The following is a 21,959-nucleotide window of genomic DNA, read 5'->3' as shown; positions in this document are numbered from 1 at the left end:
CTGTTGACGCCCACCCCGACAAGCAACTGGTGCGCATCCCAATAGCGGGTTTCCGGAGGTCAGGATGGCGTCGAGGGCGACTGGCGGCACCGGTGCGGTGCCGGAGCCAGGCGAGCCGGTCACCGACCGCGCCGGACATGTGGAGACCCACGGCGTCGACCACATCCCGGACTCCGATCGCCACGGTCGGCCACGTTCCCTGTTCACGGTGTGGGCGGCCTCCAACATGAGCTACCTCTACATCGTGCTCGGCGGCGCGATGGTGCTGCTCGGCCTCGACATCTGGCAGTCCTTCGCGGTGATCGTGGCCGCCAACCTGTTCTGGGCGGGCGTGGGGTACCTCGCGATCAGCGGCCCCAGCTCCGGAACGCCGAGCTGGGTGGTGACGCGGGCGATGTTCGGCGTCCGCGGCAACAGATTCCTCAACGTGACATTCGGGTGGACCGTCGCGGTCGCCTACGAGGCGATCGGCCTGGCCCTGGGATCCCTCGCCGGGTTCGCACTGGTCGAGCAGTTGGGCATCCCCGCGAACACCCCGGTCAAGGTGGCGATCGTGCTGGTCACCGCGGTCGTGACGTTCTCCATCAGCGTGTACGGGCACGCCACCATCATTCGGTGCAGTATCTGGTTCACCTGGGCGCTGACCGTCTGCGTCCTGGTCCTGGCGTACTACGTGCTGCGCCACACGGACTGGGGCTACCGGACACCCGCCGCCACCGCGGTCCACGGCCACGAGCTGTGGGTGACCCTCGCCTCGGGATTCACGATCATGGTGGGTGGGCCCCTGTCATGGAGCAGCGGCGCGGACTACGCCCGCTATCTGCCCGCCGACACCTCACGCAGGGCGGTGTGCTGGTGGACGGCCGCCGGTGGATTCGTGCCGGCCGTCCTGCTCAGCGGACTCGGTGTCCTGGCCGGGACGGCGGTGGACATGACCGACGCACAGACGTCACTGAAGACGGTCGTACCCGGCTGGTTCTATCCGGTCTTTCTGCTGGTCGTCATCTTCGGCTCGATCACGAACAACGTACTCACCGCATACAGCGGCGGCCTCGCGCTTCAGTCCGGCGGGATCCCCTGGAGCCGCGCGTTCACCGTCGTCTTCGACGCCTCCATCGCGCTCGGCCTCACCTTCTACTCCCTGTTCGTGTCCGACTTCCTCGACACCATGAACAGCGGTCTGGAACTCTCCGTCGCCTTCCTCGGCCCGGGGTTCACGATCTACGCCGTGGACATCTTCCTGCGCCGCAACCGCTACGACGGAGTCGCGTTGCAGGACCAGACCCCGAAAAGCCGCTTCTGGTACTGGCACGGCGTGCATCCCGCAGGGGCCGCCGCGATGGCCGTCGGTGTCGGGGCGGCGCTCCTGTGCGCCAACACGAGCATCTACACCGGCCCGGTCGCAGCCGCCCTCGGCGGTGCCGACCTGTCCGCAGTCGTCGGGATGTCCCTGGGTGCGCTGGTCTACGCGGGATTGATGCTCCGTCAGCGGCGGGCGACGGCCGGCCGGCCCGGCATCTGAAGAGACCGACCGCTTCGATGGCGGACCGGTCGTGGAACCGCCTGCCTGCCGACGGCCTCCGCGGGGCGCGTCTCGACCTGGCGAGGCGCAACATGGCAGGTCGGCTTGCAGACTCGCGCGGCCACGCCTCGTCCGGCCCTGTCGATCACGGCGGCTCGTGGTCACCGTGCCGGGAACGGGACGGCCCAGTTCTCCTCCTCCAGGAGCAGCCCGTTGGCCAGACAGCTGATGGTCCGGTACCAGCCGGCGAGTACGAGGAACTCCAGGAGCTGGGCGTCCTCGTAGTGTTCGCACAGGGAGCTCCAGGCGGGCTCCGAGAGTTGCGCCGTGTCGTGCAGTTCGTCGACCGCGTCGATCAGTGCCGTATGGCGCGGCGACCACGCACCTCCGGTGGTGGTGTCCATGTCGGTGGTAGCCCGGAGTTGTTCCAGGCTGAGTCCGGCCTGCTGGGCGAGGCTCGCGGCATGCACACCCCACTCGTACGCACAGCCGGAGCGAGCGGTCACCCGCGCGATGACGATCTCGCGATCGATGGCGGGGAGGAGCCCGTGCCCCAACAGCCCGGCCCCCAGGGCGAACATGCGTGAGGCGAGGTCCGGGTTGCGGTGCAGGACCCGGAAGAGGGTCAGCGGTTCGTGCGGCACGCCGGGCGGCATCCATCGGCGGAGCGCCCGGTCGACGGAGTCGGGGTACGGCGGCGTGAGCGGTTCGATGCGCGACATTCCTGCGTGCCTCCTGCATCCCTCGTGCTTCGCTTTTAGAATCACTATGATGCTTCTGAAAGCGAAGCGCAAGAAGTGGGCGAGGAGGAACAGGGAGTGGCCAGGGAGCGAGAAGCGGGCAGGGAAGCCGGAACGCCTCGGCCAGGCGTACCCGTACGAGGGTCCGATTCGGGTCGTCCGGTCATGGCCGCACTCGATCTGCTCGGGCGGCGCTGGACCCTGCGCATCCTGTGGGAGCTGAGCCACGCCCCGGCAGGATTCCGTGAACTGCAGCGGCGGTGCGAGCGCATGTCCTCCAGCGTGCTCAGCACCCGGCTCCACGAGTTGACCGGCGCCCGCCTGCTCGTTCTCCACGACGACGCGTACCACCTCACCCCGCTCGGTGAGCATCTCGTCGAGGCGCTCACCCCCCTGCAGGCCTGGAGCCGACGCTGGGCGGACGAAACGGGCGCGGACGGGGAAGAAAAGGCCCCCGGCCGGCGGTGACGCCGGTCAGGGGCCCTTGATTCAGTCTCGCTGCGGCTGGGTCATCCGTCGGATTCCGGTGACGGGATGTAGGCGCCCGGCACGTCCTTCGGGGCGAAGATCTTGCTCTCGCCGGGGTACGGCTTCGACCACTCGTGCGTCTGGTACCACGTGAAGTGGTTCATCTGCGCGGGGTTCGCGAAGTCGGGCTTGGCGTCGCGCCCGGTCAGCCGCTGCTGCGACTTCCAGGCGTCCCACTGCGCGGCGAGCTTCTGCATGTCCGCCGGTACCTTCGCCGAGGGCGCCGCGGCGGCATCGGGGTTCTGCGGGGCCGGGGTGTCCAGGCCGCAGGAGGGCGGGGTCTTGAGACCCGCGGTGAGCGAGGTCCGGTTGGGCAGCGCCTTGAACGGCGTGACGTCCGGCTTCTGGCTGAACGCCCCGCGCATCGGGCTGGCCGCGCTGTCCTTCTGGTTCATCGGGTGGACCCCGAGGATCTGCTCGATGGTGCGGATCATCGTGATCTGCGAGTAGTAGTGGCTGTCGACCACACCATGCCTGGCCCAGGGGCTGATGATCTGGATCGGGGCGCGGTGGCCGTCGACGTGGTCGAGGCCGGCCTGGGAGTCGTCCTCGACCACGAAGATGGCCGAGTCCTTCCAGTACTTGCTGTGCGAGATCTCGTCGACCATCCTGCCGACCGCGAGGTCGTTGTCCGCGACCTGGGCGGCGGCGTTCGCCGGACCGCCGGTGTGGTCGCTGGACAGCCAGAACATGTTCAGGTCGGCCGGACCGTTCTTCTCGAAGTCACGCTTCCAGATCTCGGACCGGTAGATGTCCGGGACGCTCGTGTCGAACTTCGGGAACCCGTGCACCGACACTGAGTTGAGTGACGGGATGGGCGAGGACGACACCAGGGGATAGGCGGTGTCCTGACCCGTCGCCGCCATGTTCTTGGAGTCGCAGTACAGGTTCTGCCAGCTCGCGTCCGCCGGCTTCGTCAGGAACTGCTGGAACTCGCCGAAGTCCCGTACCGACCTCCCGGCCGCCTGGGCGCCGGTCCAGATGAAGCCGGTGCGCTGGTGGCCGAGTGCGTCGTCCTCGGTGTCGTAACTGCGCGCGTATTCACCGGCCGAGGACTCGGTGTACTCCGGGTCGTCCGCCTGCATCAGCCAGTTGTGACCCTCGGCGGAGTTCGTGCCGATGTCGTACGTGTTGTCGTAGAGCCCGAACTGCTTGGCCAGGGCGTGCTGGTTCGGCGTGACGTTCTCGCCGAACTGTGCCAGCGACGGGTCGCCGTTGCCCTCCGGGACGTCGCCGAGGACCTGGTCGTAGGTCCGGTTCTCCTTGACGATCAGGAACACGTGCTTGATCGTCGACGGGTCGCCGAGCCGCTCCGGGACCGGTACCGGCTTCGGCTTCTTCTTGTCCTTGCCGTGCGTCAGCGTGACCGAGCCGCGGGTCCAGCCGTTCTGCTGAAAGACCTTGGCCGTCTCGGACTTGATGACGCGATCGTTCGGCAGGGTGAACCGCTGCACGCTCGATGTCGTGTCGTGGGTGGCGTGCCCCGCCCCGGCGGTGGAGCGGCGGGCGTCGATTCCACGGGTGTTGGAGACGACCACCTGCTTGCCTACGGTGGCGATCTCGGCGGGGAAGTAGTCCGTCGGGAGCAGGCCGACGTAACTGACCGGCTCCTGCGGGGTCGTGTACCGATACACGGCGACCGCGTTGGCGCGGCCGAGGGTCACCAGCAGATGACCGTCGTCGGTGAGCGTCACCGCGTCGGGCTCGTAACCGACCGACGACTCGGGCCACGGCTGCGTGGCGACGGTCTGCACGACCTTGTTCTTGGCCGTGTCGATGACCGACACGTCGTTCGTGGCCGTGTTGGTGACGAACAGCGCGTTCTTCTTGGCGTACAGCGCGGTCGGGTGGAGACCGACGTTGATGCTCGACACGGCGGCATCCGGGTGCGCCAGGTCGATGACGCTGACCGTGCCGGTGGTGGTGGAGGCGGTCACCGGGTCGGCGGGCACCTGGGTGTTGTAGGAGTTGATCGTGGTGTCGCCGGGCTTCGCCGGACGCCCACCCTCGTTGCTGACGTAGAGCTTGCCGCCGACCTCGGCCATGTCACGCGGGGCATTGCCCACGGGCCAGCTCTGCCGGATGGCGCCGGTCGCCGCGTCGATCGCGACGACGCGGTTCTGGCCATTGACCGCCGAGTACACGGTGGAGCCGTCGGAAGAGAACACCGGCTCGCCCACCAGCGCGTGCTTGGGCCCGTCCGCCGGGATCTTGACGGACGTCGGATCGGCGACGCTGCCGTCCGGGTGCACGGTGAACCTGGTGTATCCGTCGATCTGGCCCAGCCACAGCTGCGAACCGTCGGGCGAGTAGGTGGGGCCTTCCTGGCCCACGTCGTTGCCACTGATCCGAAGGTCGGCCGACGCGGAGTTGCCGACGAGCTGCTGCACCTTCCAGCTCTTGAGATCCACGATGGACAGCGCCATTCCGCCGTCGGTGACGGACGCCGCGAGGTGGGTGCCGTCCGGGCTGACCGACGACGACATGATCTTGCCGTTGTCGACGACGAGACGGTCGCCGTACGGGGCGATGTACTGGTCGCTGGAGATGACCTGGCCCTGACGCGTCGTCTGGCCGACCTGGTCGGTGCCGAACTGGTGTGTCTGGGCGAAAGCGGTGCCCGCGGCGGCGAGGGCGAGTGCCGTGATGCCGACCGTGGCCAGGGGCACCCGGCGGCCGATGCGTCTGCCGAGAAGGCCGGAACGAGCCTTCGCGGCACGCCTGCGACGGCGTGTGACCTGCATGGACTTATCCCTTCGAGGTGGAGAGCAACTCGACGTTGCCGTCGAACTGCCAGAGCGGGTTCGGTCCGTCCCCGGTCGGGGTGCGTACCAGGAAGTAGCCGTTCACTTCCTTCGGTCCATCGCCATCGGCCATGAACCGCCCGTCAGCGGTGACGTCGAGCTGGTAGATGGCCGACCCGGTGGCCTCGACGTCGGGGAGATGCCAGGAGACGACGCAGCGCCAGTCGTTGCCCGGCCCTTCGGCCGCGACGCCGACGCTGCCCTTGGTGCACGCCGCGCTCGCCCTGAGCTGCGCTTCGGTGACGTCGGGTCGGTTGAGCTGCTCGGTCTGCAGGCGGTAGAGGTGAGCGAATGCCGTGGCGACCGAGCGCTGCACCTTGTCCTGCTCGATCCCGGACCCCGTGGCCGAGGTCGCCGGGGCGACGGCGAGGGCCGTCAGAACGAGGAGCCCGACGAGCGGCAGAGCTCCGACGGTGACGGCGCGGCGCCCCGAGCCGTCGTGCGTCAGGTCGGTGAAGTCCCGCCTCAGGAACAGGACATGGGCCAGCGCCGTCGCGGTCACCGCCCACACCAGGCTGACAACGATGCCGACGAAGAGCGGACCGAGCTGTGCAGGGCCGGTGAACAGACCGTTCCAGGCGATGAAGGCGTAGCTGGGCAGCGCGAGGCGCACGGCGACGGGGAGCGGCAGCATCTGGGCGAGCTGCGTGGTGAGCGCGACGAGCACGGGCAGCAGGAGCCCCATCGGGGAGCGGCCGAGCGCGACGGACCCGAGCAGGCCGATCGCGGCGAAGGCCAGGGTCGGGGCGAGTACGCAGACCCAGGCGAGCAGGACCTGAAGGGCCGCGTCTGCCGGCGACAGCAAGTGGCCGTCGAGCCCGACCAGCGGCTGGTTGCCGACCGTCACGACGCCGCCCGCCGCGCCGGAACAGGCGAGCCCGGCCACGAGCAGCAGGATGACGGTGAGGCTGGCCAGCGCCTTCGCCGCGAAGATCCGCCGGGGAGAGCGGACCGCGACGAGCAGATGGCGCCAGGTGCCGAGCCGGTCCTCGGACGCGAACACGTCACCGGCGACCACCGAAGTCAGCAGCGGGAGCGCCCAGGTGCCCGAGAACCCCAGCACCACCAGCGACCCGGCCCATCCCGTGGCGTGCATCCAGCGACCGAAGAGCGTGTCGACGGGGAGCGAACTCTGCTGACTCACGGCGGCGACGAAGAGCGCCGGCGCGATCCAGCAGGCGAGGAGCAGCAGCCGGATCCGCCATTGCGAGACCAGCTTGACCAGCTCGAAACGGTAGCCGCGCGCCACCGAGACACGCGGGACGGCCGGGGCGGCGGGGCCGGCGGCGACGGTTGCGGTCATCTGCTGTTCTCCTGCTGCTCGGTGAGGGCGAGAAACGCCGCTTCGAGCGGCGACACCACGGGCGAGAGTTCGCGCAGCGCGATGTCCGCGCGTACGAGGCGCGCCACCAGTTCGTCGAGGGCGGGCACCGCCGTGCGCACGACGAGCGCCTCGGTGTCGTGGCGTCCCACGGCGCCGTCGACCACGCGGATCCCGGAGGTTTCGGCCGCGAGGCGGCGGGCGGCCTGCGGGTCGGAGGTCAGCAGCCGGTAGTCGAGCTCACTGTTCTCGGCGGCCAGCTTGCTCAGCGGGCCGGAGAAGACGATCCGTCCGGTGGAGAGGATGGTCACCTCCGAGCACAGCGCCTCGACGTCGTCCATGCGGTGGCTCGACAGCACGACGCCGGTTCCCTCCGTCGCGAGCCTCGCCAGGACGCCGTGCACGTGCTTCTTTCCGGCCGGGTCGAGGCCGTTGGACGGCTCGTCGAGCACGAGCAGCCGGGGTTTGGTGAGCAGGGCGGCGGCGAGACCGAGCCGCTGACGCATGCCGAGGGAGAAGCCGCGGGTCCGGTCGTCGGCGACGTCGGTGAGCCCGACCTGTCCGAGCACGTCGTCGATCCCCGACGCCCGTGCGTCGAGGCCGCGCAGCGCGGCCAGCGCGGCCAGGTTCTGCCTGGCGGTGAGCGAGGGGTAGAGGCCGGGACCGTCCACGAAGCCGGCGACACCCTCGGGAGCGGCGAGCGCCCGCCCGATGGGCGCACCCAGGATGTCCAGGTGGCCTTCGTCGGCGACGGCCAGACCGAGCAGCAGGCCGAGCAGTGTCGTCTTCCCGGCGCCGTTCGGTCCGACCAGGCCGTGGATCTGCCCCCGCGCCACATCCAGATCGATGCCGTCGAGCGCGACGACGTCGCCGAAACACTTGGTGATCCCGCGAGCCCGTATTGCCAGGCGTTCGTCCATGAGTGCCTTCCTTGGAAACCTCCGAGGACCTTAGGGACGGCACACGACGCAAGCGGGGACGGATGCTTGACGTTCGGGGAACGGGAGACGACTGGAATCCGTCACGCCGATTCCCGGTCGGTCACGGTCGACATATCGAACAAGGCGTCTGCCGAGGGGAGTTGACGCGCCATCATCCAGAGCGTGCGCCACGCAACGTCCCGGACGCAGGCACCGCCGTGATCGATGGGCTACCTGAGCGTGCGCAGGTGCGGGCCGCTCGCGGTCGCACGCGCCCACAGACAGCACGAGCGGCACCACTTCCTGGTCACGCTCGAACACGCCGTCAGCCGGCGGAGAAACGCCAACACCCGAAGGTGCCGGCCGACCGCCGGACGGAGGCCGGGACCGGCCCGGCGTCGGCGGAGCCGGGTGACCCGACCTTTGCCACGGCGGGCTGCCCGGACCTCAGCGACCGAACGTCAGTGGCGACCACCTGCATCCTGTTCATGGCGGACGGCGTGGAACCGGCCGAACCGGCCGTGATGCAGGAGCGGTTCGACGCGACGCCTGAGGAGTACGAGCGCCTTTCCGGTCGGCTCGCCCGACACGTGACGGTCGAGTGACGGCGCCTCGACGCCCTGTTCACCCCGGAGCCTGCCGACGCCGTACGGGCCGGGCACGCCGCACCGACCCCGCACCGCCACGCCCGGCAACGCACACGGGCTGGTCGCACACCTGCTGACCGCCGCGCTCGACGCGATGCACGATCTGGACCTGACCCCGCCGGGGATCCGCGCCCACCCGGCCGGAGAGGCAACTCTGCTACGGACAGCGTCCTGATTCGTCGTCACGGGGGCCGCGACGACAGCCGAGCAGGTCGTCTCGCGGCTGGACCGCCTGTGTCACAGCCCTCGAAGCAGTCGCCGCACGGACACGACCGTCCACCGGTGACGGCCCGCGCCACCGGACGCAGGCGCACAAGTGCCGACAGGCATGACAAGCTGTCCTTCCCCATTGCCCGAACCCAGGAGGTCACCATGGCTGCAGAGTCTGCATCGCAGGAAGGTTCGGAGCCGACCGAGGCCGCGAACGAGGGCCTGGCACCCGACGCCGACGGCCAGTACGACCTGAAGCGCAAGTTCCGCGAGGCACTGGACCGCAAGCGCGGCATGCAGGCGGACGCCGCGGGCGGCGCCGCGAAGACCGGTTCGAAGATCCGCGGTGCGCACGGTCCGGCCTCGAGCCAGAAGTCGTTCCGCCGCAAGAGCGGCGGCTGACCACGGCAGCGCTTCTTCGAAGGTGACGCGCCGCATGGCACGCTGAGCCCCCTGGGTCTGTGATCGTCAGGGAGGTTTTGCCACGTGGCGCAGCATCGGCCGGCGGAGACCGCGGGTGACGTGGACGCCCGCGCCGAGGAGAACCGGCTCCGCAAGGACCTCGGTTTCTGGGGCCTGACCGCGATCGGCTTCTCCAACATCCTCGGCTCGGGCTGGTTGTTCGCGGCCCTGTACGCCGCCCAGACCGCTGGCCCCGCCGCCCTGCTGTCCTGGATCGCGGCCGGCGCGCTCTGCGCACTCGTGGCCCTGGTCATGGTCGAACTCGGCGCCACCAGGCCGGAGGGCGGCGGCACCGTCCGTTGGCCGCTGTACGCGAGCGGCCGGCTGGTCGGCACGGTCGTCGGCTGGTCCGTACTGCTCTCCGTGGGCGGCACCGCCGCCGAGATCAGCGCGATCATGCAGTACGCAGCCCACTACGTGCCCGGGCTCTACGAAGGTGGCAAGCTCACCGCGTCGGGCCTGGGCGTCGCCTCCGCCCTCAGCGTGCTGCTCACCGCGCTGAACTGGTTCGCGGTACGGATGTTCGCCCGCCTGAACAACCTGGTGTCGGTGTTCAAGGTCGTCGTCCCCGTGGTCACCATCGTCGCGCTCTTCCTGTCCGGCACCCACTCGGGCCGCCTCACCGAGCCCGGCGGCTTCGCCCCCTACGGCTACGCCGCCTGCCTGACCGCGCTCGCGGGCGGCGGCATCGTGTACTCCGTGAACGGTTTCCAGGCACCCCTGGACTTCTCCGGTGAAGCCCGCAACCCCCGCCGCAACGTGCCCGCGTCCGTGCTCACCGGCATCGGCCTCGCGGTGCTGGTCTACCTCGGGCTCCAACTCGCGTTCCTGTACACCGTGCCCGACTCGCTCCTCACGCACGGCTGGCAGGGCGTGAACTTCGATTCGCCGTTCGGCCAGCTCGCCCTCGTGCTCAACCTCCACTGGCTGGCCACGCTGCTCTACGCCGACGCGGTGATCTCCCCGGGCGGTTCGGCCTACGTGGGCGTCGCCATCGACGCCCGCCACACGTACGCCCTCGCGAAGAACGGCCTGGTGCCCCGGTTCTTCATGCGCATCGACCCCCGCTCCGGCATCGCGCGCCGCGCGCTGGTCCTCAACCTCGTCGTCATCATCCTGTTCATGCTGCCGTTCGGCGGCTGGCAGGACATCGTGAGCGTGATGGGGGACATGTACCTCCTGATCTACGCCGCCTCGGCGGTCGCCGTCGCGTCCTTCCGGGCGCACGACCGCGAGCGCGGAGTGCCCCTCGCGGACGGTCAGGTGCCGGGCGTGCGCTGGATCGCGCCGGTCAGCTTCGCCGTGGCCACCGAGTTCATCTACTGGTCCGGCTGGGAACACCTGCGGCTCGCCCTGCCCCTGGTCCTGGCGGGTGTGCCGCTGTACCTGCTCCAACAGGGCCGGACGGCGGGACGGCCCGTACGCGAGGAACTGCGTCAGGGGGCCTGGATCGTCTTCCACCTGGCGGCGCTGACCGTGCTGTCGTGGCTCGGCACGTTCGGTGGCTCCGGACGTCTGCCGGCCCCGTACGACACTGTCGTGGTCGCCGTCCTGGCCCTCGCGGTCTTCGTGTGGGCGGTGCGCTCGGGCGCGGCCCATCTCCGTACGGATCCGTCAGCCGAGCGGGCGTTCTAGTGGCGTGAGGGTCAGGCACCTCGCGATCAACTCCGCATCGGCGCAGAGCTGTTCGGGTCTTCGGCTGCTCCTTCGGGGCCGTCGCCGCGGCGGGCATCACCCGCATCGTCTGCCGCGAGGACGGCACCGCATCCGGGAACGAGCGGTCGACGGCGTCGGGGGCACGCTGTCCGGGCGGCGAGCCGCAGCGATGGCGCACCCTCGACAGGGTTCTGTTTGCGCAGGTCAGGTGCCGTGGCCGCACCAGGGTGCCGGGAGTAGATTGGTTGATGTCAAGCAACTGACTCCGGCGGGAGTGATGCTCTGTGGCAAGGACAACCGCTGAGTCGACCGCCACACGTCGGGGCGGTCGCCGCGAGCCAGGACCGCGCTACAAGTGGATCGCGCTCTCCAACACCACGCTGGGTGTGCTGATCGCGACGATCAACATGTCGATCATGCTCATCGCGTTGCCGGACATCTTCCGGGGGATCGGTGTGGACCCGCTGCAGCCCGGCAACACGAGCCTGCTGCTGTGGCTGATCATGAGCTACATGGTGGTCACCGCCGTGCTGGTGGTCAGCTTCGGCCGCCTCGGTGACATGTACGGCAGGGTCCGGATGTACAACATGGGGTTCGCGGTGTTCACCGTGTTCTCGGTGCTGCTGTCGGTGACCTGGATGCACGGCACGGCGGGCGCCCTGTGGCTGATCGGCATGCGGGTCCTGCAAGGCGTCGGCGGGGCGATGCTGATGGCGAACTCCAACGCCATCCTCACCGACGCCTTCCCCGCCCGTCAGCGCGGACTCGCACTGGGTCTGAACCAGGTGGCCGGCATCACCGGATCCTTCATCGGCCTCGTCCTCGGCGGACTGCTCGGTCCCCTCAACTGGCATCTGGTCTTCCTGGTGTCCGTGCCGTTCGGCCTGTTCGGCACCGTGTGGGCCTATCTGAAGCTGCACGACACGGGCGTACGCGCGGGAGCCCGGCTGGACTGGTGGGGCAATCTCACCTTCGCCGTGGGCCTGATCGCCGTACTGGCCGGCATCACCTACGGCATCCAGCCCTACGGCGGCGACATCATGGGCTGGGCCGACCCATGGGTGATCGCCGCGATCGTCGGCGGCATGGCGATGCTGGCCGTCTTCTGCGTGGTGGAGACCAGGGTCCCCGAGCCGATGTTCCACCTGTCGCTGTTCAGGATCCGCGCGTTCACCGCCGGGAACGTGGCCAGTCTGCTGGCGGCGCTCGGGCGCGGCGGCCTGATGTTCATCCTGATCATCTGGCTCCAGGGCATCTGGCTGCCCCGCCACGGCTACGGCTTCGAGCAGACCCCGCTGTGGGCCGGCATCTACATGCTTCCGCTGACGGTCGGGTTCCTGGTCGCGGGGCCCTTCTCCGGCTGGGCCTCGGACCGGTTCGGGGCCAGGGCCTTCGCCACCGGAGGAATGCTGCTGGCCGCCGCCACGTTCCTGGCCCTTCAGGCGCTGCCGGTCGACTTCAGCTACCCGGCGTTCGCCCTCGTCCTGCTGTTGAACGGCCTCGGCATGGGCCTCTTCGCGGCACCCAACCGGGCGGCCATCATGAACAGCCTGCCGCCCGACCAGCGTGGGGTGGGCGCCGGGATCAGCACCACGTTCCAGAACTCGGCCACGGTGCTCTCCATCGGCATCTTCTTCTCCCTGATGATCGCGGGCCTGTCCGTCGCCCTACCCGCCGCCCTCAACCACGGCCTGACCGCGCAAGGGGTCCCCGCCGCCGACGCCGCCAAGGTCGCCGCCCTCCCGCCGGTCGGCGTGCTGTTCGCCTCGCTCCTCGGCTACAACCCGATCCAGACCCTGCTCGGCCCGCACGTCCTCGCTCAACTGCCCCCGGGCCACGCCCACTACCTCACCGGGCGCGGCTTCTTCCCCGCGCTGATCTCCCAGCCGTTCGCCGACGGCCTGTCCGTGGCCTTCGACTTCGCGATCGCCGCGTGCGTCGTCGCCGCCATCGCATCCATGCTGCGCGGCGGCCGCTACATCCACGACGACCGGGTCCTGCCCCAGTCCGCCCCGCTTCTCGCGCCGGCACCGGTCCCGCAGACGGCCCCGCCCGTACAAACGGCCTCGCCTGCCCAGACGGCCCCACCCGTACAGGCGCCCTCGCCCCCGGCGCCCCCGTCGACGCCCCGACCCGAGGAGCCGTGATGACTTCCTCCTCGTACTCCGATGCCGTCGACTTCGATGCCGCCGCATCTGATGCCTTCGACGCCGAGCAGTCGGCGGAGCTCGCCGAACGGCTCCGTGCCGCGATTCAGCAGCTCCTCCCCGAACTGCGCGCCCAAGGCATGCAGAGCCGGCTCACCCCCAGTCGGCTGGCCGCGCTCGCGGCGCTCTCCGCGCACGGACCACTGCGCATCAGCGACCTCGCCACACGCATGGGCATCGCCCTGTCGACCGTCTCCCGCATGGTGGACCTGCTCGACGGCTGCGGATGGATCGAACGTGAGGCGGACCCGAAGGACCAGCGGGCCACCCTGATCGCCCTCAACGACACCGGCCAGGCGCTTCTCGACTCCACGCGCCGCCAGGCAGCCGCGCGTCTCGCCGAGCGGATCGACCAGCTCACCGCCGACCACCAGCACGCCCTGCGCGAAGCCCTGCCGGCGTTGGAGGCCCTGTGCGCGCGGCGCCCGGCCGTACTGCCACGGACCGGCCGACTCTAGGGCCTAGCGGTCGGAGCCGCCCGGTCGAGGGGCCGGATTGCGCTGGATGGCGATGATGGCGGCGTCGTCGCCGAGGTGTCCTCGGCAGTGGGCGAGGAGGTCCCGGCGGATGTGATCCAGGAGTGCTTCCGGGCCGCTCGTGGTCCATTGCTCGACTCGCTGCGCGAACGGATAGAAGGCCCCGCCGTCATCGCGGGCCTCGGTCACCCCGTCCGTGTAGAGGACCAGGGTGTCACCGGCTTCGAAGGCGAACTCGTCGACGGGGAACGGTGTGCCCGGCAGCCCGGCCACACCGAGGGGCGGGGCCGGGTGAGGGCTGGTGAGGGTGCTGACGTGGTGCCCGTGCAGCAGTAACGGCGGGGGATGCCCGCAGCAGGTCATGCGGGTCGTGTGCCCGTGACGGGGGATTTCCAGCAGCAGGGCGGTGATGAAGTGCTCGTCGATCGCGTCCTCCGCCTCGACGATATCGGCGAGGTAGCGCGACACACTCCGGTCCAGGGCGCCGGCGAGCGCGGGCAGCGTGGCGTGCTGTTCGGACGCCACGCGGAACGCACCGAGCAGCAGTGCCGACTCGCCGACGGCGGACAGCCCGTGTCCCCGTACGTCACCGATGATCATCCGTACGCCGTCGTCGGTGCCGGTCGCCGCGTAGAGGTCGCCGCCGATCTCCGCCTCGTCCTCCGCCGCCAGGTACAGCGAGGAGATCCGCAACGGGCCGATGCGGTGGGGGAGCGGCCGCAGCAGGGCCTTCTGCGCTGCCTCGGCCACGGACCGCACTTTGGCCAGTTCCTTTCTCCGGTGCTCGCGCACGCGGCAGAAGAACACGATCAGGCCGGTGAGGACGGCGAGGGAGAAGATCTGCACCATCACATTGCGTGTGTACAGGACGCCGAAATGGATGCCGATCAACGTCTGGGCCCCGATGGCCAGAGCCCCGACGAACGCTGTCAGGCGAGGCCCGGCGAAGGAGGCGGTGAGCGCGGGAGCCACGACCAGCAGCGGCCCCAGATGCACGTCGGCCGGAACCAGGAAGTCGACGACCGTGATCACCACGATGAGCGCGAGTGGAAGCATCACCAGCGCGTGACTCGGCTGCCACCGCTGCCACAGACCGCCCGAGCGCCGCCGTAGGCCCACGTCATCCACTGTGCACCCTCGGAGCGTGGCGTGGGCATCGAGAGCGCCCTCACCTGCGTTGATTTCACAGGGTGACGATTGCCGATCACGGGGGCCGCCGCGGCGACACCCTCCGCGTCGAGGAGTTCCGCCGTTCCACGTCGTAGAGTCCGGGGCCATGGTTCGTCACATCGCCCGGGCGGCGTCGAGGTGCACAGTCGACGGTGATTTCGGTCCGGTCCGGCCCGGAGTCGCTTCGTGAGCGCCTCGATCGTGATGTTCACGTCCGACCTCCGCGTGCACGACCACCCGCCGCTACGGGCGGCGCTCCGCGCGTCGAGCGAGGTGGTGCCGCTGTTCGTACGGGACACGGGGATCGCGTCGGCCGGGTACGCGTCGCCCAACCGGGAAGCGTTCCTCGCGGACTGCCTCGGTGATCTCGACGCGGCGCTGCGCGCGTGCGGCGGGCGCCTCGTGGTGCGATCGGGGGACGTGGCCGGTGCCGTGGCCGGCGTCGCGGCCGAGACCGGCGCCGACGCGGTGCACATGGCGGGCGGCGTCAGCGCGTACGCACAGCGGCGTGAGGAGCGGCTGAGGAACGTCCTGGAGGCGCAGGGGCGGCAGCTGATCGTCCATGACACGGTCGTGACCACGGTGGCGCCGGGCGCCGTCACCCCGGCGTCGTCGGACCACTTCGCCGTGTTCACCCCGTACTTCCGGCACTGGTCGCAGCAGCGTCTGCGCGACGTCCTCGCGGCGCCGCGCGCGATCCGGGTCCCGGACGGTGTGGCCACGGAGGGGACGCCGTCACGCGCGCGGGTCTCCGGAACCTCGCCGGGCCTCGCGGCAGGCGGGGAGAAGGCGGGCCGCAAACAGCTGACCGCGTGGCTACGGCGCGGTGTCGGAGGCTACGAGGACGGGCACGACGACCTGCCCGGTGACGCGACGTCACGCCTGTCGCCCCACCTGCACTTCGGCACCCTCTCCCCGGTCGAGATCGTCCAACGGGCGCGCGGCGCCGGTGGTCCGGGCGCCGACGCCTTCGTACGGCAGCTCGCCTGGCGCGACTTCCACCACCAGGTCCTCGCCGCGCGCCCGGCCGCGGCGGCGCACGACTACCGCACCCGCCACGACCACTGGCGCTCCGGACGAGAGGCCGCCCGGGACATCGAGGCGTGGCGCGAGGGACGCACGGGCTATCCGGTGATCGACGCGGCCATGCGGCAGCTGAGCCACGAGGGCTGGATGCACAACCGCGGCCGCCTCCTGACCGCGAGCTTCCTCACGAAGACGCTGTACGTCGACTGGCGGGTCGGCGCCCGTCACTTCCTGGACCTCCTGGTCGACGGCGACATCGCGAACAACCAGCTCAACTGGCAGTGGATGGCGGGGACCGGCACCGACTCGCGCCCCAACCGCGTCCTCAACCCCGTGACGCAGGCGAAGCGATACGACCCGGACGGCGCGTACGTGCGCCGCTGGGTGCCGGAACTCGAAGGTCTCGCCGGGTCCGCCGTGCACGAGCCGTGGAAGCAGCCCGGACCCGAACGCGCGAAGTACGCGTACCCGGAACCGATCGTCGAACTCGCCGAAGGACTCGAGCGGTTCCGGCGGGCGCGCGGGCTGGACTGAGCCCTCTCGATGCGAGGTCCGTGTCACGGGCCCCGTTTCGGCGGGCGAGGGAAGAATCCGCTCGTGCGGGCCGCGTACGCGGCGTATCCCGGGCGCTCGGCCATGTGCCGCTCGAGCAACGGTTTTCCGCTGCCCTTGACCAGCAGGTAGCTCATCGTGAGCGGGGAGACAACGGCGACGGCGGCCGCGACCGCTCCCGCGTCGCAGGCGACGAGGAAGATGCCCCACCACACGCAGAAGTCACCGAAGTAGTTGGGGTGACGTGTGAGGCTCCACAGACCCTGGTCCATGACCCGTCCCCGGTGGGCAGGGTCGGACTTGAAGCGGGCGAGCTGGTGATCGCCGACCGCCTCGAAGAAGAGTCCCACCGCCCACAGCGCGGCTCCGGCCACCGCGAAGCCGGACAGGGATCGTGTGCCGTACTGCGCTGCCTGGACCGGCAGCGACACCAGCCAGACCAGGGCGCCCTGCAGCACATAGACCATGCGCAGGGCGTACAGGTCTCGGTTGCCGGGGGCTTTGGCGAGCAGCGCCTCGTAGCGCGGGTCCTCGCCGTGGCCGCGCCCTCGCCGTGCGATGTGCAGCGCGAGCCGCAGGCCCCACACCGCGGTGAGCAGGGTGACCAGCAGGCGCCGCCCCGGGTCGCCGTCGCCGGCCGACATCACGTAGGACACGAGAGCGACGGCCGTGAAACCGATGCCCCATGCCACGTCGACGATCCGGTGCAGACCCGTGCGCAGGGCGACGGCGAAGGTGACCGCCATGACGAGGAGCGCTGCGCCCGCGGCCGGTGCGAGGTTCCGGGCGAAGGCGGCCCAGTCGAACCCGTTCACCGCGCGGCCCCGCCCGGCCGCGGAACGGTCGCCGAACCTCCGCGCGGGCCGTCCTTGGTGAACAGGTACTGCTGGACGTCCAGGTAACCCGCACGGAACCCCGCCTCGGAGTATGCGAGGTAGAAGGTCCACATGCGGCGGAACGTGTCGTCGAAGCCCAGCCGTTCGACCTCGTCGGCGCGTTCCGTGAACCGTTCGCGCCACAGCCGCAGCGTCTCGGCGTAGTGGGCGCCGAAGCCGTCGCGGCGGGCGGTGCGCAGCCCGGTGCGATCGCGGACCGTATCCTCGATCGCATCGACGGAGGGCAGTTGACCGCCGGGGAAGATGTACTTGTGGATCCAGGTGAACGTGCCCCGGCTCGCGAGCATCCGGTCGTGCGGCATGGTGATGGCCTGGAGGGCGGCGCGGCCGCCGCGAGCGAGCCGTTCGTCGAGCGTCCTGAAGTAGACGGGCCAGAACTCCTCGCCCACCGCCTCGATCATCTCGACGCTCACCACGGCGTCGTACGTTCCCCGGGCCTCCCGGTAGTCGCACAGCTCCACGCTGACCCGGTCGGCCACCCCCGCGGCGCGGATGCGCTCACGCGCCAGGTCGCGCTGTTCCGCGGAGAGAGTGAGCGTGGTGACGCGGGCGCCACGCCCGGCGGCTCTGATCGCCAGTTCGCCCCAGCCGGTACCGATCTCCAACAGGTCGGTGCCGGAGGTGACGTCGGCGAGGTCGAGCAGCCGGTCGATCTTGGCGTGCTGTGCCGTTTCGAGGTGCCGCCAGGTCGCGGGGAAACCGCGGAAGACGGCGGACGAGTAGCTGAGCGATCCGTCCAGGAACAGGGCGAACAGGTCGTTGGACAGGTCGTAGTGGCGGCTGATGTTGTCGCGGGCACCGACCGGGGTGTTGCGCTGGGAGGCCGGCTGCCGTGGTGCCCAGAGCCCGCGCAGCCGCTGCAGGGGGCGGGGGATCAGTTCGGCGGCGTGGTCGGCGAACACGGTCAGGGCGGCCACGAGGTCGGGAGCGTCCCACTCCCCGGCCATGTAGGACTCCCCGAAGCCGACGAGGCCGTTCACGCCGATGCGGCGGTAGAAGGCCTCCGGGTCGTGGATCCTCAACAGGGGCCCGCCCCTGCCCAGTTGACTGCCGTCCGCGAGTCGCACATGCATCGGGAGGCGGTCCAGCGCGCCGCGTACGACGGCCTGGGAGACGGCGGTTCTCGCGCGCGAGGACGGAGGCGGCGACGCGACGTCCGGCCATCTGGTCGCGTCCACGGCCGTGGTGTCGGCCCGCTGCTCGGCGTGGCTGCGGTGGGTCACCGGGACGTTCATTGTTTCTCCTTCGTGGATACGCCCGGCTTTAGCCGGGGGTGGAAATGAAGCTCCCGCGTGAGCGGGGCAGGGAAAGCAGGTTCGCCGCCAGGGCGGATCGGCGTACACCGAAACCGCTGGCGAGGGGCACCGCAAAGAGCAAACGGGGGCTCAACTGTCAGTCCTCCCAGGTAGGTTCCGATGCATGACGACAGAAGCGACCCCACAGGCGGCCGGCCATTGCCGGTACACCTACCGCGTGCGTCTGTCGGCGTCGGCCCGCACTGCGCTCGAAGCGGAGTGGGACCGGGCGCGTTGGGTGTGGAATGAGTGCGTCGCCAAGTCCAAGGCCGTCCACGCGTACAACCGGGCGACCGGCGAGAAGACGACGTGTGGGCCGGTCCAGCTCGCGGCAATGCTGACCGAGGCCCGATCGCGCACGCCGTGGCTGGCCGATGGTGCCTGTGTTCCTCAGCAGCAGCTGATACGCGACTTCGGCAAGTCGCGCGCGAAGGCCCTCAAGGACATCAAGGCGCGGTTGCCGATGCGGCAGCGGGCCGGGATGCCGAAGTACAAGAAGAAGCGAGAAGCGCTGCCCACCCTCGAATACACCAAGCGAGGGTTCCGCCTCAAGGACGGCCGTCTGCATCTCGCCGGCCACATCGTGGTGCGGCCGGTGTGGTCGCGCGAGCTGCCCAAGCCGCCCTCGTCGGTGCGCGTGTACCGAGATGCGGTGGGGCACTGGTGGGCGTCCTTCGTCGTCCCCGCACAGACCGAGAAGCTGCCTGCAACCGGTCGCGTGATCGGCATCGACTGGGGCGTCAAGGAGACCGCGACCACCACATCCGACGACCACGACCTTCCCCATCCCCAGCACGGGCGGACAGCCGCGCAGAAACTTGCCCGCTATGAGCGGATGATGGCCCGGCGCCGCCCTGCGAAGGGACAGGCCGGATCGAAGGGATACCGCGAGGCAAAGCGGCAGAGGGCGAAACTGCACCGCAAGGTCGCGGCCCAGCGGCAGGACACCGGCCGCAAGTGGGCCAAGAAGGTCGTCCGCGACCACGACGCCTTGGCCGTCGAGGACTTCAAGCCGCAGTTCCTCGCGAAGTCGACCATGGCCAGGAAAGCAGCAGATGCCGCGATCGGCGCCACCAAGGCGGCGCTTGTCGAGATGGCCAGGAAGCACGGCCGGACCATCCATCTGGTACACCCCGCGCACACCACGATGGACTGCGCGCAGTGCGGAGCGAGAACCAAGCACGCACTACCTCTTTCCGAACGAACGTATGCCTGCACCGTCTGCGGAGTCGTCTCGCCGAGAGACAAGAACTCCGCCCGCGTGATGCTGGTCCGGGCTGGTCTTCAACCCGGCTAGTGCTGATCGTGTAAGACCTGCACCCCCGCCGGGGGGCAGGCGACGTGAGCTAGGAATCCCCCTCATTTGGGGGAGGAGTCAATCCATGCCCTTCTGTACTCGGTGTCGGGGGCGGGGTCGCAGGGGGAGCCCCTTCAGATACAGGCGGATGCCGTGCGCGCGGATCGCGGCCGATACGGCGAGCGTGGGCCACGGGTGCCGCAGCGCGGCGCGGACCAGCGCTCCCGAGGTGGCCCGTTGCCGAAGGCCCCGGACGGTCGCCGTGAACGGTCTGCCACCCGCCCGCTCCAGATGCACGGCGAGATCGAGCCGCTCCCCGGGCAGGGGCAGACGCATCCGGTACTGCCCGTCGACAGGGAAGAACGGCGAGACGTAGAACTCTTTGTCCACTCGGAACTCCTCGCCGAGCCCTTCGTGGGGCGCCTCGTCCGGGCGCAGCAGGTAGCAGTGCCGTTCGCCGTACGTGTTGTGGACCTCGGCGACCACGTGGCGCAGTTCCCCGTCCCGGTCGTGGCACCAGTAGAGGCTGAGCGGGTTGAAGACGTGACCCAGGACGCGGGCCTGCGCGAGCATGACGACGGGCCCGGTCGGGGGCGGGACACCCCGCGCGGCCAGGAACTTCTCCAGGCCGGCCCGGATCGTGGGTCCTGCTCCGCCGAAGTGGTCCCGCGCCTCGAACCGGGCCAGGGGACGCAGCGGGGCGGGGAGACGGGGCGGGCGGTCCACGTCGATCAGCCACAGGTAGGTGCGGTGCCGCAGCAGGTGGCGCCTGGGTGTGGTGCGCACATGGGTGACCAGACACGGGTACAGCGCGGGTACGTGGCCGGGCGGGAGATCACGTACCGGGGCGGGGGATGAGCGGGGGGCGGGGATCACCAGAGCACCCCCAGCGCCGCGGCCGCCGCCGCGCCCGAGCGGCAGCCGTCCTCGTGGAAACCCCAGCCGTGATAAGCCCCCGCATAGGCGGTGCGTGGCCCGCCGAGGGCGGGGAGCCGCCGTTGGGCGGCCACCGACTCCGGGGTGAGGACCGGGTGTTCGTACGTCATGCGGGCCAGCACCCGTCCGGGGTCGACGCGGTCCTCGCCGCCGAGGGTGACGACGAAGGTCTCGGGTGCGGTGAGGCGCTGCAGACGGTTCATGTCGTAGCTGACGCGGACCCGGTCGGCCGCGACGCGGCAGGTCGGCATGAGGTAGTTCCAGGCGGCGCGCGCCCCCGCGGCCTTGGGCAGGACGCCGGTGTCGGTGTGGAGGACGGTGCTGTTGCGCGAGTACCGGAAGGCTCCGAGGACCTGGCTCTCCTCGGGCGTCGGGTCGGCGAGGAGTCGCAGCGCCTGGTCGGGGTGGGTGGCGATGACGACGGAGTCGTACGTCGTCGTCAGCCCGTCCTCGGTCGTGAGCTCGACGCCGTCGGGGTGCCGGCGTACGGACCGCACGGGCGTGGCGGTGTGGACGGTGCCCAGCTGCTTCACGACGCGGTCGACGTAGCTGCGTGAGCCGCCGGTCACCGTGCGCCACACCGGCGATCCGGTGACCGACAGCAATCCGTGGTGCGCGAGGAACCGGAACAGGTATCGCGCCGGAGCGCGCCGGGCAGTGGCGGCGTCGCAGGACCATACGGCGGCGACGAGCGGCGTCATGAAGTGGGCGACGAAGTACGCGGAGAAGCGGCCCCGGGTCAGGAACTCGCCGAGAGTGAGCGTGTCGTCGTCACTCTCGGCCAGCAGCCGGCGAGCGGCACGGTGGAAGGCGGGCACCTCGGCCAGCATGCGCAGATAGCGCCCGCGAGCCACGTTGCGCGGCTGGGCGAACAGGCCCGACGGCCCCCGGGCCCCGGCGTACTCGAGGCCGCACCCTTCGCACCGTACGGACATGCTCATCTCCGACTCCTGTGTGGTGACGCCGAGTTCGGAGAAGAGCCGCAGCAGGTGCGGGTAGGTGCGGCGGTTGTGGACGATGAATCCCGAGTCGATCCGGTGCAGGCGGCCGTCGGCCGAGGGCACGTCGTGGGTGTGCGCGTGACCGCCGGTTCTGTCGTCGGCCTCGTACATCACCACGTCGTGGTGGCGCGCGAGGATGTGTGCGGCGGTGAGACCCGCCACGCCGCTCCCCACGACAGCCGTCCGTATGCCCAGTGCCGCACGCGTCACGATCCACTCCTCATGCTCCGCGCCTCCGATCGACTGCCGTTTCGAAGGCCTCATCGGTAATCCGGAGCCGGGGCGCGGACGGA

Annotated in this window: 17 protein-coding genes and 1 pseudogene; 9 read left to right on the top strand and 9 right to left on the bottom strand. The window is 70.1% G+C overall.

Going from position 1 to position 21,959, the window contains the following annotated elements; all coding sequences use genetic code 11:
• The first annotated feature begins 64 nt into the window (after window positions 1–64).
• Window positions 65–1,522: a purine-cytosine permease family protein gene (locus tag ACFC96_RS34615; RefSeq protein WP_376615930.1), complete on the top strand. Its 1,458-nt coding sequence runs from the start codon at window positions 65–67 to the stop codon at window positions 1,520–1,522.
• 161 nt (window positions 1,523–1,683) lie between these two features.
• Here the strand turns inward: ACFC96_RS34615 and ACFC96_RS34610 are convergent, their stop codons facing one another.
• A complete protein-coding gene (locus ACFC96_RS34610) occupies window positions 1,684–2,244 on the bottom strand; it encodes a carboxymuconolactone decarboxylase family protein (protein ID WP_376615928.1) in 561 nt (186 codons plus the stop codon).
• Between the two features lie 183 nt (window positions 2,245–2,427).
• On the opposite strand from ACFC96_RS34610, the gene ACFC96_RS34605 reads away from it, so the two are divergent.
• On the top strand, window positions 2,428–2,730 hold the full coding sequence (locus tag ACFC96_RS34605; RefSeq protein WP_376615926.1) for a winged helix-turn-helix transcriptional regulator: 303 nt from the start codon (window positions 2,428–2,430) through the stop codon (window positions 2,728–2,730).
• Window positions 2,731–2,771: 41 nt separating this feature from the next.
• Here ACFC96_RS34605 and ACFC96_RS34600 read toward each other — a convergent pair whose 3' ends face one another.
• From ACFC96_RS34600 to ACFC96_RS34590, 3 genes are read right to left on the bottom strand one after another with little or no spacing between them, the layout of a single operon-like run.
• Entirely contained in the window at window positions 2,772–5,534 is a 2,763-nt protein-coding gene (locus tag ACFC96_RS34600; protein ID WP_376261115.1) for an alkaline phosphatase family protein, read from the bottom strand.
• 4 nt (window positions 5,535–5,538) lie between these two features.
• The gene (locus ACFC96_RS34595; protein ID WP_376261117.1) at window positions 5,539–6,897 is read right to left on the bottom strand and encodes an ABC transporter permease; all 1,359 of its coding nucleotides are present in this window, start codon (window positions 6,895–6,897) and stop codon (window positions 5,539–5,541) included.
• Window positions 6,894–7,835 (bottom strand): ABC transporter ATP-binding protein, encoded by a 942-nt coding sequence (locus ACFC96_RS34590; protein WP_376261119.1) that lies wholly within the window; start codon window positions 7,833–7,835, stop codon window positions 6,894–6,896. Before ACFC96_RS34590 ends, ACFC96_RS34595 begins: the two co-directional genes overlap by 4 nt.
• 464 nt (window positions 7,836–8,299) lie before the next feature.
• Between ACFC96_RS34590 and ACFC96_RS34585 the strand changes: the two genes are divergently transcribed.
• The 5 genes from ACFC96_RS34585 to ACFC96_RS34565 all read left to right on the top strand — a co-directional run bounded on the left by ACFC96_RS34585 (window position 8,300) and on the right by ACFC96_RS34565 (window position 13,475).
• Entirely contained in the window at window positions 8,300–8,440 is a 141-nt protein-coding gene (locus tag ACFC96_RS34585) for a hypothetical protein (protein WP_376615924.1), read from the top strand.
• Window positions 8,441–8,854: 414 nt separating this feature from the next.
• Window positions 8,855–9,094 carry a DUF5302 domain-containing protein gene (locus ACFC96_RS34580; RefSeq protein WP_266570264.1) on the top strand — a complete coding sequence of 80 codons (240 nt, stop codon included), beginning with the start codon at window positions 8,855–8,857 and terminating at the stop codon, window positions 9,092–9,094.
• A gap of 84 nt (window positions 9,095–9,178) precedes the next feature.
• On the top strand, window positions 9,179–10,789 hold the full coding sequence (locus ACFC96_RS34575) for an APC family permease (protein ID WP_376615922.1): 1,611 nt from the start codon (window positions 9,179–9,181) through the stop codon (window positions 10,787–10,789).
• A gap of 305 nt (window positions 10,790–11,094) precedes the next feature.
• On the top strand, window positions 11,095–12,957 hold the full coding sequence (locus tag ACFC96_RS34570) for an MFS transporter (RefSeq protein ID WP_376261125.1): 1,863 nt from the start codon (window positions 11,095–11,097) through the stop codon (window positions 12,955–12,957).
• Window positions 12,957–13,475 carry a MarR family winged helix-turn-helix transcriptional regulator gene (locus ACFC96_RS34565; protein WP_376615920.1) on the top strand — a complete coding sequence of 173 codons (519 nt, stop codon included), beginning with the start codon at window positions 12,957–12,959 and terminating at the stop codon, window positions 13,473–13,475. Before ACFC96_RS34570 ends, ACFC96_RS34565 begins: the two co-directional genes overlap by 1 nt.
• A gap of 3 nt (window positions 13,476–13,478) precedes the next feature.
• Here ACFC96_RS34565 and ACFC96_RS34560 read toward each other — a convergent pair whose 3' ends face one another.
• Window positions 13,479–14,612 (bottom strand): PP2C family protein-serine/threonine phosphatase, encoded by a 1,134-nt coding sequence (locus ACFC96_RS34560; protein ID WP_376261129.1) that lies wholly within the window; start codon window positions 14,610–14,612, stop codon window positions 13,479–13,481.
• A gap of 255 nt (window positions 14,613–14,867) precedes the next feature.
• Between ACFC96_RS34560 and ACFC96_RS34555 the strand changes: the two genes are divergently transcribed.
• The gene (locus ACFC96_RS34555; RefSeq protein WP_376616024.1) at window positions 14,868–16,223 is read left to right on the top strand and encodes a cryptochrome/photolyase family protein; all 1,356 of its coding nucleotides are present in this window, start codon (window positions 14,868–14,870) and stop codon (window positions 16,221–16,223) included.
• A gap of 23 nt (window positions 16,224–16,246) precedes the next feature.
• On the opposite strand, the gene ACFC96_RS34550 is transcribed toward ACFC96_RS34555, so the two are convergent.
• On the bottom strand, window positions 16,247–17,056 hold the full coding sequence (locus ACFC96_RS34550) for a DUF1295 domain-containing protein (protein ID WP_376615918.1): 810 nt from the start codon (window positions 17,054–17,056) through the stop codon (window positions 16,247–16,249).
• Window positions 17,053–18,372 carry a class I SAM-dependent methyltransferase gene (locus ACFC96_RS34545; RefSeq protein WP_376615916.1) on the bottom strand — a complete coding sequence of 440 codons (1,320 nt, stop codon included), beginning with the start codon at window positions 18,370–18,372 and terminating at the stop codon, window positions 17,053–17,055. Before ACFC96_RS34545 ends, ACFC96_RS34550 begins: the two co-directional genes overlap by 4 nt.
• A gap of 184 nt (window positions 18,373–18,556) precedes the next feature.
• Between ACFC96_RS34545 and ACFC96_RS34540 the strand changes: the two are divergent.
• Window positions 18,557–19,760: pseudogene (locus ACFC96_RS34540) on the top strand (RNA-guided endonuclease InsQ/TnpB family protein); the annotation flags it as partial.
• A 47-nt stretch (window positions 19,761–19,807) separates the two neighbouring features.
• On the opposite strand, the gene ACFC96_RS34535 reads toward ACFC96_RS34540, so the two are convergent.
• Both ACFC96_RS34535 and ACFC96_RS34530 read right to left on the bottom strand, forming a co-directional pair.
• Entirely contained in the window at window positions 19,808–20,602 is a 795-nt protein-coding gene (locus tag ACFC96_RS34535; protein WP_376616023.1) for a DUF1365 domain-containing protein, read from the bottom strand.
• Window positions 20,602–21,876 (bottom strand): NAD(P)/FAD-dependent oxidoreductase, encoded by a 1,275-nt coding sequence (locus tag ACFC96_RS34530; protein WP_376615914.1) that lies wholly within the window; start codon window positions 21,874–21,876, stop codon window positions 20,602–20,604. The genes ACFC96_RS34535 and ACFC96_RS34530 overlap by 1 nt, the downstream gene beginning before the upstream one ends.
• Between the last annotated feature and the right edge of the window lie 83 nt (window positions 21,877–21,959).

Origin of the sequence: Streptomyces sp. NPDC055955 (assembly GCF_042270245.1) — a bacterium.
GTDB lineage: Bacteria > Actinomycetota > Actinomycetes > Streptomycetales > Streptomycetaceae > Streptomyces.
This window is presented reverse-complemented; position numbering and strand designations above follow the sequence as displayed.

What these genes read in the sequence shown, in the direction of transcription:
- ACFC96_RS34615 (WP_376615930.1), top strand. Translation starts at nt 65, where the DNA reads ATGGCGTCGAGGGCGACTGGCGGCACCGGTGCGGTGCCGGAGCCAGGC.
- ACFC96_RS34610 (WP_376615928.1), bottom strand. Translation starts at nt 2,244, where the DNA reads ATGTCGCGCATCGAACCGCTCACGCCGCCGTACCCCGACTCCGTCGAC.
- ACFC96_RS34605 (WP_376615926.1), top strand. Translation starts at nt 2,428, where the DNA reads ATGGCCGCACTCGATCTGCTCGGGCGGCGCTGGACCCTGCGCATCCTG.
- ACFC96_RS34600 (WP_376261115.1), bottom strand. Translation starts at nt 5,534, where the DNA reads ATGCAGGTCACACGCCGTCGCAGGCGTGCCGCGAAGGCTCGTTCCGGC.
- ACFC96_RS34595 (WP_376261117.1), bottom strand. Translation starts at nt 6,897, where the DNA reads ATGACCGCAACCGTCGCCGCCGGCCCCGCCGCCCCGGCCGTCCCGCGT.
- ACFC96_RS34590 (WP_376261119.1), bottom strand. Translation starts at nt 7,835, where the DNA reads ATGGACGAACGCCTGGCAATACGGGCTCGCGGGATCACCAAGTGTTTC.
- ACFC96_RS34580 (WP_266570264.1), top strand. Translation starts at nt 8,855, where the DNA reads ATGGCTGCAGAGTCTGCATCGCAGGAAGGTTCGGAGCCGACCGAGGCC.
- ACFC96_RS34565 (WP_376615920.1), top strand. Translation starts at nt 12,957, where the DNA reads ATGACTTCCTCCTCGTACTCCGATGCCGTCGACTTCGATGCCGCCGCA.
- ACFC96_RS34555 (WP_376616024.1), top strand. Translation starts at nt 14,868, where the DNA reads ATGTTCACGTCCGACCTCCGCGTGCACGACCACCCGCCGCTACGGGCG.
- ACFC96_RS34545 (WP_376615916.1), bottom strand. Translation starts at nt 18,372, where the DNA reads ATGAACGTCCCGGTGACCCACCGCAGCCACGCCGAGCAGCGGGCCGAC.